Origin of the sequence: Nitrobacter sp. TKz-YC01 (genome assembly GCF_047824785.1) — a bacterium.
In the GTDB taxonomy this organism is placed as follows: Bacteria; Pseudomonadota; Alphaproteobacteria; order Rhizobiales; family Xanthobacteraceae; genus Nitrobacter.
Genome location: NZ_CP181167.1, coordinates 2214937 through 2226942, shown reverse-complemented (window position 1 = coordinate 2226942; position 12006 = coordinate 2214937). Strand labels below are relative to the sequence as shown.

General features: G+C 62.1%; 12 protein-coding genes. 9 read left to right on the top strand and 3 right to left on the bottom strand.

Translation table 11 applies throughout. The features are described 5' to 3' along the window. Positions 1-94: 94 nt before the first annotated feature. Entirely contained in the window at positions 95-451 is a 357-nt protein-coding gene (locus ACMYR2_RS10535) for a PAAR domain-containing protein (protein ID WP_416192896.1), read from the bottom strand. A 159-nt stretch (positions 452-610) separates the two neighbouring features. On the opposite strand from ACMYR2_RS10535, the gene kdsA reads away from it, so the two are divergent. The 3 genes from kdsA to ACMYR2_RS10520 all read left to right on the top strand — a co-directional run bounded on the left by kdsA (position 611) and on the right by ACMYR2_RS10520 (position 3485). Then, complete coding sequence (kdsA, locus tag ACMYR2_RS10530; RefSeq protein ID WP_416192895.1) at positions 611-1474, top strand: 3-deoxy-8-phosphooctulonate synthase; 864 nt, start codon at positions 611-613, stop codon at positions 1472-1474. Then, positions 1471-2682: an MFS transporter gene (locus ACMYR2_RS10525; RefSeq protein ID WP_416192894.1), complete on the top strand. Its 1212-nt coding sequence runs from the start codon at positions 1471-1473 to the stop codon at positions 2680-2682. The genes kdsA and ACMYR2_RS10525 overlap by 4 nt, the downstream gene beginning before the upstream one ends. An 86-nt stretch (positions 2683-2768) precedes the next feature. Then, complete coding sequence (locus ACMYR2_RS10520) at positions 2769-3485, top strand: hypothetical protein (protein WP_347264181.1); 717 nt, start codon at positions 2769-2771, stop codon at positions 3483-3485. A 17-nt stretch (positions 3486-3502) separates the two neighbouring features. On the opposite strand, the gene queF is transcribed toward ACMYR2_RS10520, so the two are convergent. Next, positions 3503-3979: a preQ(1) synthase gene (queF, locus tag ACMYR2_RS10515; RefSeq protein ID WP_347264180.1), complete on the bottom strand. Its 477-nt coding sequence runs from the start codon at positions 3977-3979 to the stop codon at positions 3503-3505. 584 nt (positions 3980-4563) lie between these two features. Here queF and eno point away from each other — a divergent pair. Then, complete coding sequence (gene eno / locus ACMYR2_RS10510) at positions 4564-5847, top strand: phosphopyruvate hydratase (protein ID WP_347264179.1); 1284 nt, start codon at positions 4564-4566, stop codon at positions 5845-5847. Positions 5848-5991: 144 nt separating this feature from the next. Here the strand turns inward: eno and ACMYR2_RS10505 are convergent, their stop codons facing one another. Further along, the gene (locus tag ACMYR2_RS10505; protein ID WP_416192893.1) at positions 5992-6525 is read right to left on the bottom strand and encodes a thioesterase domain-containing protein; all 534 of its coding nucleotides are present in this window, start codon (positions 6523-6525) and stop codon (positions 5992-5994) included. A gap of 366 nt (positions 6526-6891) precedes the next feature. Here ACMYR2_RS10505 and ACMYR2_RS10500 point away from each other — a divergent pair, with 366 nt between their 5' ends. From ACMYR2_RS10500 to ACMYR2_RS10480, 5 genes are all read left to right on the top strand, one after another. Then, complete coding sequence (locus tag ACMYR2_RS10500; protein ID WP_347264177.1) at positions 6892-8142, top strand: hypothetical protein; 1251 nt, start codon at positions 6892-6894, stop codon at positions 8140-8142. Between the two features lie 15 nt (positions 8143-8157). Further along, entirely contained in the window at positions 8158-8745 is a 588-nt protein-coding gene (locus ACMYR2_RS10495; protein ID WP_416192892.1) for a protein-S-isoprenylcysteine O-methyltransferase, read from the top strand. 187 nt (positions 8746-8932) lie between these two features. Beyond that, the gene (locus tag ACMYR2_RS10490) at positions 8933-9250 is read left to right on the top strand and encodes a septum formation initiator family protein (RefSeq protein WP_347264175.1); all 318 of its coding nucleotides are present in this window, start codon (positions 8933-8935) and stop codon (positions 9248-9250) included. A gap of 293 nt (positions 9251-9543) precedes the next feature. Next, positions 9544-10566 (top strand): pyruvate dehydrogenase (acetyl-transferring) E1 component subunit alpha, encoded by a 1023-nt coding sequence (gene pdhA, locus ACMYR2_RS10485; protein WP_347264174.1) that lies wholly within the window; start codon positions 9544-9546, stop codon positions 10564-10566. 27 nt (positions 10567-10593) lie between these two features. Continuing rightward, complete coding sequence (locus ACMYR2_RS10480) at positions 10594-12000, top strand: pyruvate dehydrogenase complex E1 component subunit beta (protein ID WP_347264173.1); 1407 nt, start codon at positions 10594-10596, stop codon at positions 11998-12000. The last annotated feature ends 6 nt before the right edge of the window (positions 12001-12006 follow it).

Genomic DNA, 12006 nt, shown 5'->3' with positions numbered 1-12006 from the left:
CGAAGTGGACACCGGTTCGCGTGAAGAAAACGCGTCAAACCAATAATCTAGAGCTTCGCTTCTGATTCAATCAGAAGCGAACATCCTCTAGTAGCTATTTCGCGCAACCTGATGTCTGGTCGCCCTGACGCCCCATCGGCTTGCCGTTGATGAACACGCCATGGCCGCCGGAAGTGACCGAACCGCCGCATCCGGTTCGGTTGCCGGTCATCGTGGCCGGTTTGCCGTTGATGAATACATTGGACGATCCTTCGATCAACGCGCCGCCGGTGGTGGCGTCGCCCTGACGCGCGGCGGGCTTGCCGTTGACCATCACGTTCTGGCTTCCGCCGGTGATGACGCCGGGCGATTGCGATGCCGGGTTTGGCGTTTGACCCCACGCCGGTCCCGGTCGGGCCGTACCAATAAAGGCGGATGCTGTGACGAGCGAAACAACGAGGGGCAGGCGCATTGGCAACTCCGGGAAACCGCGCCGTACAGCCTATCAGGCCGGACCTGGCGGAGCTACGGCCGGCAAGCCGGCCGGTGAACGGCGACTGCCGTTCGATGCGACAAGCAGGTTGATCCCGCCGCCGCGACCCGGCATGGTCCGCTGGCAGAGGAACTCACCTTGAACCAGCCCGTCGCCGCATCACCCGTCGTTTCCGTCGGCTCCGTGACCTTCGGCCAGCACCGGCCGCTGTCGATCATCGCCGGCCCGTGCCAGATGGAGAGCCGGGCTCATGCGCTCGAGGTGGCCGGCGCGCTGAAGGACATCGCGGCGCGGCTGCGCATCGGCCTTGTTTTCAAGACGTCTTTCGACAAGGCCAACCGCACCAGCGCTTCCGGCGCGCGGGGGATCGGGCTGAAGCAGGCGCTGCCGGTTTTCGCTGAAATTCGCTCGTCGCTCGGATTGCCGGTGCTGACCGACATCCATGAAGCAGCCCAATGCGCCGAGGTCGCGCAAGTGGTGGATGTGCTGCAGATTCCGGCGTTCCTGTGCCGGCAGACCGACCTGTTGCTGGCGGCGGCGGCGACCGGCAAGGTCGTCAACGTCAAGAAGGGGCAGTTTCTGGCGCCATGGGACATGGGGAACGTGGTCGCCAAGATCACCGGCGGGGGCAACCGCAATGTCCTGGTGACCGAGCGCGGCGCGTCGTTCGGCTACAATACGCTGGTGTCCGATATGCGCGCGCTGCCGATCCTTGCGCGCACCACCGGCGCGCCGGTCATTTTCGACGCGACCCATTCCGTGCAGCAGCCGGGCGGCAAGGGCACCTCAAGCGGCGGTGAGCGCGAGTTCGTGCCGGTGCTGGCGCGCGCGGCGGTCGCGGTCGGCGTCGCCGGCGTGTTCATCGAGACCCATCCCGATCCCGATCATGCGCCGTCGGATGGTCCGAACATGGTGCCGCTGCGCTCGTTCGAGGCACTGGTGCGAAGGCTGATGGCGTTCGATGCGCTGGCGAAGGCGGCCGACCCGGCCTGCCCGGAATGACATCGGCTGCCCCGGCGGCGGCCGGGAAGCCCAGACTGCCGCCGCTCCTGAACATCATCGCGCTGGCCACATTCGCCGCGAGCCTGTCGACGCGCGCGATGGACCCGGTACTGCCGCATGTCGCCGACGATCTGTCGGTGACGGTCGCGACCGCCGCCGGCCTGTCGGCGGTCACCGCCTTCTCGTTCGCCATCGTGCAGCCGCTGATCGGCGCGGCCGCCGATATCTTCGGCAAGGGGCGGCTGATGCTGGTGTGCCTGGTGCTGCTCGGCATCTCGAACGTCGCCGGCGCGCTGTGTACGTCCTATACAGCGCTGTTCGTGACGCGAATCTTCGCGGGGATCGCATCGGGCGGTGTTTTCCCGGTTGCGCTCGGCATGGCGAGCGACCTGGTGCCGGTGCCGCAGCGTCAGGTGGCGATCGGCCGGACCATCGCGGGTACGATGGCAGGCAACCTGCTGGGTGCATCGTTCGCCGGCGTGATCGGTGATCTCGTCGGCTGGCGCGGCGTGCTTGTCGTGCTCGGCGCGCTGGTACTTGCGGTGTCGATCGCGGTCGGACTCGGATTTCAACGCGGCGACGCGATCGCGACCTCGCGGCGGATGAAGCTGACCGATCTGCGGCGGGGCTATCGGGAAATCTTCAGCAATTCGAACGCCCGGGTCTGTTATTCGGCCGTTTTCATTGAAGGCTGCTGCGTGCTCGGACTGTTTCCTTACGTCGCGGCGTTTCTGTTTGAACTCGGCGAAACCCGGCTGTCGATCGCGGGCCTCGTCATTGCCGGCTTTGCCGTCGGCGGCCTGTTCTACACCATGACGGTGTCACGGTTTCTGGCGCTGATCGGTGTTCGCGGCATGATGATCTCCGGCGCCCTTTTGGTGGCGGCGCAGATCGTGGCGGTCGGCCTGGGTCCGGACTGGCGCATCCAGCTTCTCAGCTTCGTTGCGATGGGCTGGGGGTTCTACATGCTTCACGGCTGCCTTCAGGTGTTCGCCAGCCAGTTGTCCGAGCAGGCGCGGGCGACCGCGCTGTCGCTGCATTCGTTTTTCTTCTACATGGGGCAGACGGCAGGCCCCGTCGCCTACGGCGTGAGCCTTTCCTGGGCAGGGAAATTTCCCACGCTCGCCGCGAACGCCGTTGTCATCGCGATTCTCGGGCTGGTCTGCGCGCGGTTGCTGGCCGGGAAGGCGGGATCGCGGGCTGCATAACTTCCGATCCGCCAAGAAGAGTCCTTAGGACGATGGTAACCATACCAACGGGATAATCTCTCACAGATTTGTGGAGATAACTGACCATGACGTTGCGTGGATTGTCGGGCTTGGCCGCGCTCGTGACAATTGCTGCTCCTTTATCTGCGCTCGCGGGAGAGCAGGGCTTCTTTGCAGGATTGGATGTCGCGGGAGGAGCGGCATTCGGATCGTCCAGCACGATTAATGGCGGTGCGCCTTTTGCCGGAGGCGGTGTCGTTGGCAACGTGAAACTGGGCAATTTCGTGGGTGGCGGTGGCCATGTTGGCTATCGGTTTGATCCAGCCATGTCGGCTTTCATCAGCTACCAGCATGGTCGGAGTGATATTGGCTGGGATGCGAATTTCCCGCTGTATGGGGTTTCATCAAGGTTCGAGGGCGCGGCGATCAGCAACGCGATCCTGGGCAATGTTGCCTATGAGGTTCCGCTTTCGCATGCGACCTCCATAAGAACCACGGCGGGTCTCGGAATAACATTCAATACACTGTCCCGAGTGGTTGAAACCGACAAGCCGACAGGGATTTTCCTCGCCGATCTGGCCAGCCACACCAGAACCGGCGCCGCAGCACAGATCGGGCTCGGACTCCGGCATAAGATCGCGCCCAATGCTGAGGTGGGGCTGGATGGCTTGGTCGCCTACGCCGGTGGATTTGAAACGGGTAGCGCGAGAAGCGGTAACATGGGAATTACCGATATCAACCCCTACAGAATCGACGATGTCTGGCGCGCAACTCTCAGTGCTTCGTTGAAGATCAATTTTTGACGGCGATGAAACGCTCGTCAGCCTCGTCCCCGGTAGGGTGGCACATCCTGATCGGGAATCCAGACGCCCTTCGGCGCCGCCCCGGTCTGCCAGAACACGTCGATGGGAATGCCGCCGCGCGGGAACCAGTAGCCGCCGATACGCAGCCATTTTGGCTTGATAGCGCCGACGATGCGCTTGCCGATCGACACCGTGCAGTCCTCGTGGAAGGCGCCGTGATTGCGAAAACTGGCGAGATAGAGCTTGAGCGATTTCGATTCCAGCAGCCAGGATCCCGGCACGTAGTCGATGACCAGATGCGCGAAATCCGGCTGGCCGGTGACCGGGCATAGCGCGGTGAACTCCGGCGCCGTGAAACGCGCCACGTAGTTGGTGCCCTTCTGTGGATTGGGCACGCGGTCGAGTTTTGCCCGCTCCGGAGAATCAGGCCACGCCACGGCGCGGCCCAGTTGCAAAGGCGAGGATTTAGGCGAGGATGGGGGCTTTCCGGGCATGACCGTCTCTGTCAAAGCGGGATCGGCGAAAGTGGAAGCCGATTTTGGATAAGGATCATAAAGCCCCGCTTCTGATACGGCCGGAAGCGGAAAGCCATCGTCAGAGAAAGGCCGTCGTCATGAGAGAGTCATGATTCACAGCCTTTCCCACCCACAAGCATTGCTGTAGAAGCGGCGCAAAATCCAGTGTGGTGGTTCAGCAGTTCGCTTCATTGCCCCATCGAGTCCGTCAAGCGAACTTCTGAATCTAAACCACATTAGAGCATGATCCGTTCAAGTTGAATCGGACCATGCTCTAGAAATTATTGTCTGGTCGCATTTTCTTGCGGCGAACCGGTATCCACTTCGCCGGAAAATGCTCTAGAATCATAAAGTTGCTAGTGTCCTTTTGATTCCGAAGTTCGCATCAGAGGTTGCGGCAAGGTATGCGAACTTCGGAATCGGGACACTAGAGCGGGATGAGGAAAAGCAGGTAGCTGTTTTCTGCCCGCGTCCCGCTTCTCAAAATATTTGGAATCGATCACGTTCATGGTTCTGGACCGATTCGATCCAACCATCGTGATCCAGTGACTCAAGAGGTTCTTATGACTGCCATCGTCGACATCATCGGCCGTGAAATTCTCGACAGCCGCGGCAATCCGACCGTCGAGGTCGACGTGGTGCTCGAAGATGGCGCGATGGGCCGGGCCGCGGTGCCGTCCGGGGCTTCTACCGGCGCTTATGAGGCGGTCGAACTGCGCGACGGCGACAACGGCCGCTATCACGGCAAGGGCGTCCGAAAAGCGGTCGACGCCGTGAACGGCGAAATTTTCGATGCGATCGGGGGCATGGACGCCGAGCAGCAGGCGCAGATCGACGAGACCCTGATCGAGCTTGACGGAACAGCCAACAAGGGCCGGCTCGGCGCCAACGCTATTCTGGGCGTGTCCCTGGCGCTCGCCAGGGCGGCGGCGGATTCCCTCGACATCCCGCTGTACCGCTACGTCGGCGGCGTCACGGCGCGGACGCTTCCGGTGCCGATGATGAATATCGTCAACGGCGGCGTGCATGCCGACAATCCGATCGACTTCCAGGAATTCATGATCATGCCGGTTGGCGTCAAAACGTTCTCGGACGCGCTGCGCTGCGGATCGGAAATCTTTCACACCCTGAGGTCCGAGCTGAAGAAGGCCGGCCACAACACCAACGTCGGCGATGAGGGCGGCTTTGCGCCGGAACTGCCGTCAGCCGGCGCGGCGCTCGATTTCATCATGGGGGCGATCGTCAAGGCCGGCTACAGGCCGGGCGATGACGTGGCGCTGGCGCTCGATCCGGCTTCGACCGAATTCTTCAAGGACGGCAAGTACGTTTACGAAGGCGAGGGCAAGACCCGCTCGATCGAGGAGCAGGCAAAATATCTCGCCAGGCTGGCCTCGGACTATCCGATCGTCTCGATCGAGGACGGCATGGCCGAAGACGATTTCGCGGGCTGGAAGCTCATCACCGAGATGATCGGCAAGACCTGCCAGCTTGTCGGCGACGACCTGTTCGTGACCAACGTAACGCGGCTCGCCGACGGCATCCGCAATGGCCGCGCCAATTCCATCCTCATCAAGGTCAACCAGATCGGCACGTTGACCGAGACGCTTGCCGCTGTCGAGATGGCGTACAAGGCCGGCTATACCGCCGTGATGTCGCACCGCTCGGGGGAGACCGAAGACTCCACCATCGCCGACCTCGCGGTCGCCACCAATTGCGGACAGATCAAGACCGGATCGCTGTCGCGTTCGGACCGCGCCGCCAAGTACAATCAGTTGCTGCGGATCGAGCAACAGCTTGGCGTTCAGGCGAAGTACGCGGGACGTGCCGCGCTCAAGGCTCTGGCGTAACGCGGTCGCCAGAACGGGCTGACGCCTTGCTTTCTGATTCAACCAGAAGCGGAAGGCCTCAGCGCAGGGATGCCCGAATAACTGTCGTCGGCATGGCCGGGACGGGCCTGACGATCCGGTTGACGGCAATCATTCCGTGTCCGGTTATTGCGCCGGTGCTTCGGATATCTGATCGTGCCGGGCGGGCCGCTTGACGCGGGGCGCGCCTCGTCCCACGGCTTGAAGCACGGCCGCGATCGCCTTGCGATGAAGCTCGTCGGCCTTATCGATCTCGAAATGACCATGTTTGCCGCTCTCATCGAGGTTGGACAGGCGGCCGCGAAACTTTTTGCCAGGCTCCACCGGCTGTCCCCAGTCGGTCGGCACGTAAAAATTGATGATTCGTCGGACATTGGGTGGAACCCGGTCCGGCGCCGTCGGATCGAAGTTGACGATCAGCACCACGGGAATCCGGTTTTCATTCAGCTTGCGCGCCAGTGAGATCGTCGTATCCGCGCCGTAGGAATGGCCCATCAGAATGATCGGCTCGCGGTTGCCGGCACGAAACTCAGCGGTAATGCTGTCGGCGAGAGAGGACCAGGACGTATATGGCACGGCTTCGGCCTTCACGCCGACTTTCTGAAGCTTCGCGGCCAGATCGTCCATGCCGAGCGAAAACACGTTAAACAGGCCCCGCATGAGATAAACATGGCCTGTTTTGTGGGGTGTGGCGGTTCGCGCGATGGCGGAATTCGTCAGCAATCCACCGAGCGCCAACAGGATCAGACCTCCAATCCCGGCACGCAGGCTACGTCGAGCAGGCGGAAAACCAGTCGGCATCGATAAGTTCCATATGAATCTCTGGGACGTTTAGTATTTGCGCCCTCGCATTCTCTCGTCAATTGTGTAACCGGGAATCCTGTGCGTTGTGACTGAAACGTCACAGCTCACCTGTTTTCCAGGGAAGTATTCGAGGTCGAAGTTGGGTATCGTGTTGGGCGGCCCCCGGAAGAGTCGACGCCTCTACTGGCGGGCCTGAAAACATGACGATACGGAAGTGACGGAATGATCGCGCGGCGGCATGTCTTTCATATCGGCGGATACGATCCGATTTCGCCGGAGCAACAAGTGAACCGCCTGGAGCGATCGCTGTCGGTTTTTCAGCGCACCTGGGGCGTGAGCGCCGGGATCGTGGGCGCGATCGAGGCGACGCCGGTGAGCGCGTCCTGGGTCGTCGAGGCGTCCGGGCCTAACTGGAGCACGCGCACATCCTATGAAATGCTGCGATGGGACGACCTGATCCTTGAAGATCATGCGCGCGGGATGTGGTCGCGCCTGTGGCAGAGCTTCGTCACGCTGGTCGATTTCATTGTGACCGGCACGCTGTTCCGCTTCATGTATGCGAACTGGAAATATGCCGGATTCTTTCTGTTCCCGTATCTGTACGTCGCGGCGTTTATCCTGTGCGGCGTGGCGGTGGGATACGGCCTGGTCCGGCTGACGGGCGTGAGCGGATTTCCGGCGGGCGTGCTTGGCGTCGCGGCGGTCGTGGGCGTCAGCGCCGGCTTGTTGCGCCTGCTGGGCTGGCGGCGTCCGATCAACCATGTATTCGACGACTGGATCTTTTCGCGCGAGTTTGTATACGGGCGGCGGCCGCGAATGGATGCCCGGATCGATCGCTTCGCGGAGCGGATACTTGACCGGGTTCGCAACGCCGACGTCGATGAGGTCGTCATCATCGGTCATTGCCTCGGCGCCGCGTTGGTCATGGATGCGGTGGCGCGCGCGCTGGAACGCGATCCCGAACTTGCGCGGCGCGGTCGCTCCTTGTGTATTCTGACCGTCGGCTCCACCATCGCGAAATTCTCACTTCATCCGCGCGGCGAGCGCATTCGCCAGGCCGCGCGGACCGTTGCCGGAGAGATCCGAATTCCGTGGACCGAGTATCACGCCCGCGACGACGCCATCAGTTTCTACCGCTTCGATCCGGTCATGCTAAAGCGCGTCAGCCGCGAACGCTCGGGCGGGCGTCCGGACATCCGCCGCGTACAGTTGCACGACATGATGGACAGGGCCAGCTTCCGGCGTCACCGGTTCAACTTCATGCTGTTGCATTATAAATTTCTGATGGGAAACAGCGTGCGCGCCAACTACGATTATTGCCTGATCATCTGTGGTCCGCTGCCGTTCGAGGAGATCACGTCGCCTCGCGGCGGTATCGATCGCTTCGGAGAGGACGGCGCGCTGCTGAAGCACGCGTCATCCGGGACGGCCGCGACCAGGCCGGCGGATGCCGCTGTTGTCGGCGCTGTTTGAGCACGGCGGCGGCTGATGTCTTCGATCATACTCGGACAGACGATATGGCTTATCGGTCTCGTCACCTGGTTCATCATCCGCTACCCCTATGCCCGGCGGGCGCGGGGCACCGCGACGTTGCGGCGCGACGGCACCTTGCGCGAGCGCGTGCTTCTGGCGGCGGCTTTTGCCGGACTGTTTGTCATTCCCGTGGTCAATCTCGCGACGGGATGGCCGCGCGCTTTCGCCTACGATCCGGGTTACGGTCTCGTCGTACTCGGCAGCCTGTTGTTCGCCTTCTCGCTCTGGCTGTTCCGCCGGTCGCACAAGGATCTCGGCCGGCAGTGGTCGGCTTCGCTTGAAGTGCGTGAGGGGCATCGGGTCGTTCGCACTGGTGTGTACCGATTGATCCGCCATCCGATGTACGCTTCGTTCTGGCTGTGGGCGATCGCGCAAGCCTGCCTGCTGCCGAACGTCGTCGCCGCTTTCAGCGGCGTCGCCGCCGTGGCGGTGCTGTTCTTCGCGCGTGTGCGCTTCGAGGAGCAGATGATGATCGAGACGTTCGGGGAAGACTATCGCCGCTACATGCAGCAAACCCACCGCATCATTCCCGGCGTGTATTGACCGGAGGTCGAGAGCGCGGCGAAGATTCTCTCGTGATTAAGTCTATCACAAGAGGCGCGCCTGTCCCTTCCGCGCCATCCGGTTTGCGATTCAGCCGGCCGTGAGGGCCGCGCAACCATAGGATCAACAGCACGGGGCCTGCGAGGCTGTTAGCGAAGCCTTAACCGGACCGTCGCATCGTCGGGACATGGTCTCACGCTCACGCCTTCGATCGCTGCTCACCGGCCTTGCTCTCTATGCGATGGCCGCCATGATCGTCGGCTATTTCGGCGTCAACGCCTATACCGGCAAGTACGGGCTGAATGCGCGGCAGGACCTCGATCAGGAGATCATCGCGCTGACCTCCGAACTGGAACGGCTGAAGGCGGAGCGCGCCGAAGGCGAGAAGCGGGTCGCGCTTTTGCGGGCGAGCGGAATCGATCCCGACATGCTCGATGAGCGCGTCCGCTATCAGCTCCACTATGCGAATCCGCACGACCTGATTCACATCATCCGCCAGGATTAGAAACGCCGCTTGTGGCCGCGGGGCTTGCGGCGCTTCAGCCTTTTCGCAGAAGGCTTTTGTCTGGAGCTTCGCTTCTGATGATGGAATCAGAAGCGAAGCTCTCAGGTCTTGATTTAACGCGTTTTCTTCACGCGAACCGGCGCCCACTTCGCTCGAAAACGCTATAATTTCAAAAACCCCCGGTTTTCGGTCACGGAATTTCGCGACAGAGCGAACATCGTTGATATCACGCGCTTTCAAGGTGGCTTGAGTTGGGCTAGAGAGGGTGACCCTTTCTCGCATCCGGAATGGCCATGGTTGCATCCAAGAAGAACGTCGCGCAGGCGGCAGGCAGCGGCTCGAAAAGCCAGCCACCCCCCTCGTTCACGCGCGAGCAGGACCTTCACGCACTGCGCGACATGCTGCTGATCCGCCGTTTCGAGGAAAAAGCCGGCCAGCTCTACGGAATGGGCGCCATCGGCGGCTTCTGCCATCTCTATATCGGCCAGGAGGCGATCGTCGTCGGCATGCAGATGGCGCTGGAGGAGGGCGATCAGGTCATCACCGGCTATCGCGATCACGGGCACATGCTGGCCTGCGGCATGGACGCCAAGGGCGTGATGGCCGAACTGACCGGGCGGCGCGGCGGCTACTCCCGGGGCAAGGGCGGCTCCATGCACATGTTCAGCAAGGAGAAGCATTTCTATGGCGGCCACGGCATCGTCGGCGCGCAGGTGTCGCTCGGAACGGGCCTTGCCTTCGCCAACCGCTATCGTGGCAACGATCGCGTCAGCCTGACTTATTTCGGAGACGGGGCGGCCAATCAGGGCCAGGTCTATGAGAGCTTCAACATGGCGCAGCTCTGGAAGCTCCCGGTCGTCTACATCATCGAGAACAACCGCTATGCGATGGGCACGTCGGTGGCGCGTTCGTCGGCGCAGGTTGATTTTTCCAGGCGCGGCGTGTCTTTCGACATTCCCGGCGAGCAGATCGACGGCATGGATGTCCGCGCCGTGAAAGCGGCAGGCGACAAGGCTGTGAAATGGTGTCGCGAGGGCAATGGTCCCTACATCCTGGAAATGCAGACTTACCGCTATCGCGGTCATTCGATGTCGGATCCGGCGAAGTACCGGACGCGCGAGGAGGTCGACAAGGTCCGGCACGATCAGGATCCGATCGAACAGGTTCGCAACCGCCTGCTGGCGGACAAGGTCTCCGAGGACGAGTTGAAGAAGATCGACGCCAAGGTGCGCGAGATCATCAATAAGGCCGCGGACTTCGCGCAGAACGATCCAGAGCCCGACGCGTCCGAACTTTACACCGATATTTATCGCTGAGCGCGCAAGCCTTTTTTCGGAGCGATCATGCCAATTCAAGTTCTGATGCCCGCGCTTTCGCCAACCATGGAGAAAGGCAACCTCGCCAAATGGCTGAAGAAGGAGGGCGAAGCGATCAGGTCGGGCGACGTCATTGCCGAGATCGAGACCGACAAGGCGACCATGGAGGTCGAGGCCACCGACGAGGGAACGCTCGGCAGGATACTGGTCCCTGAAGGAACCGCCGACGTGGCGGTGAACACGCCGATCGCCACCATACTTGCGGACGGCGAAAGCGCCGCCGATCTTGCCGGTTCAGAACCTAAGACAGATATCAAGACAGAACCGAAGGCTTCCCGGACATCGTCGGATGCCCCGGCTGCGGAGGCCCGGCCTGCCGGCGAGGGCAAGCCGATACCCGCTTCGCCCCGTCCCGGAATTTCAGAGGATCCCGAGGTGCCGGAAGGTACCGAGATGGTGACCATGACCATCCGCGAGGCGCTGCGTGACGCCATGGCCGAGGAAATGCGCCGCGACGATGATGTCTTCCTGATGGGGGAGGAGGTCGCCGAGTATCAAGGCGCCTACAAGGTGTCGCAGGGCCTGTTGCAGGAGTTCGGCGCGCGGCGGGTGATCGACACGCCCATCACCGAGCACGGTTTTGCAGGCGTCGGCGTCGGCGCGGCGATGGCGGGCCTGAAGCCGATCGTCGAGTTCATGACATTCAACTTCGCCATGCAGGCAATGGACCAGATCATCAATTCGGCCGCCAAGACACTCTACATGTCCGGCGGCCAGATGGGCTGCGGAATCGTGTTTCGCGGCCCCAACGGCGCCGCGGCGCGCGTCGCCGCGCAGCACAGTCAGGACTATTCGGCGTGGTACTCGCAGATTCCCGGCCTCAAGGTGGTCGCGCCGTATTCCGCCGCCGACCACAAGGGACTTCTGAAGGCCGCGATCCGCGATCCCAATCCGGTGATCTTCCTCGAGAATGAAATTCTGTATGGACACACCGGTCCGGTGCCGAAACTCGATGACCATGTGCTGCCGATCGGCAAGGCGCGGATTGCGCGAGCCGGCCGGCACGTCACGCTGATCGCGTGGTCGAACGGCATGACCTATGCGCTGAAGGCGGCGGATGAACTCGCCAAGGAAGGCATCGAGGCCGAGGTCGTCGACCTGCGCACGCTGCGCCCGATGGATACCGACACCATCGTGGCGTCGGTGCAGAAGACCGGCCGCGCGGTGACGGTGGAAGAGGGCTGGCAGCAATCGGGCGTCGGCGCGGAGATCGTCGCGCGCATCATGGAACACGCATTCGACTATCTGGACGCACCGGTGACGCGCGTCTCGGGTAAGGACGTGCCAATGCCATATGCGGCCAATCTCGAAAAGCTGGCCTTGCCGTCGGTGGCTGAAGTCGTCGCCGCCGCCAAGGCCGTCTGTTACCGGTAAGCGGGG

Bases quoted from the DNA above. Each gene is read 5' to 3' on its own strand.
- ACMYR2_RS10490 (WP_347264175.1), top strand. From the start codon at position 8,933: ATGGTCTCACGCTCACGCCTTCGATCGCTGCTCACCGGCCTTGCTCTC.
- ACMYR2_RS10480 (WP_347264173.1), top strand. From the start codon at position 10,594: ATGCCAATTCAAGTTCTGATGCCCGCGCTTTCGCCAACCATGGAGAAA.
- eno (WP_347264179.1), top strand. From the start codon at position 4,564: ATGACTGCCATCGTCGACATCATCGGCCGTGAAATTCTCGACAGCCGC.
- pdhA (WP_347264174.1), top strand. From the start codon at position 9,544: ATGGTTGCATCCAAGAAGAACGTCGCGCAGGCGGCAGGCAGCGGCTCG.
- ACMYR2_RS10500 (WP_347264177.1), top strand. From the start codon at position 6,892: ATGATCGCGCGGCGGCATGTCTTTCATATCGGCGGATACGATCCGATT.
- ACMYR2_RS10495 (WP_416192892.1), top strand. From the start codon at position 8,158: ATGTCTTCGATCATACTCGGACAGACGATATGGCTTATCGGTCTCGTC.
- queF (WP_347264180.1), bottom strand. From the start codon at position 3,979: ATGCCCGGAAAGCCCCCATCCTCGCCTAAATCCTCGCCTTTGCAACTG.
- ACMYR2_RS10505 (WP_416192893.1), bottom strand. From the start codon at position 6,525: ATGCGGGGCCTGTTTAACGTGTTTTCGCTCGGCATGGACGATCTGGCC.
- ACMYR2_RS10535 (WP_416192896.1), bottom strand. From the start codon at position 451: ATGCGCCTGCCCCTCGTTGTTTCGCTCGTCACAGCATCCGCCTTTATT.
- ACMYR2_RS10525 (WP_416192894.1), top strand. From the start codon at position 1,471: ATGACATCGGCTGCCCCGGCGGCGGCCGGGAAGCCCAGACTGCCGCCG.
- ACMYR2_RS10520 (WP_347264181.1), top strand. From the start codon at position 2,769: ATGACGTTGCGTGGATTGTCGGGCTTGGCCGCGCTCGTGACAATTGCT.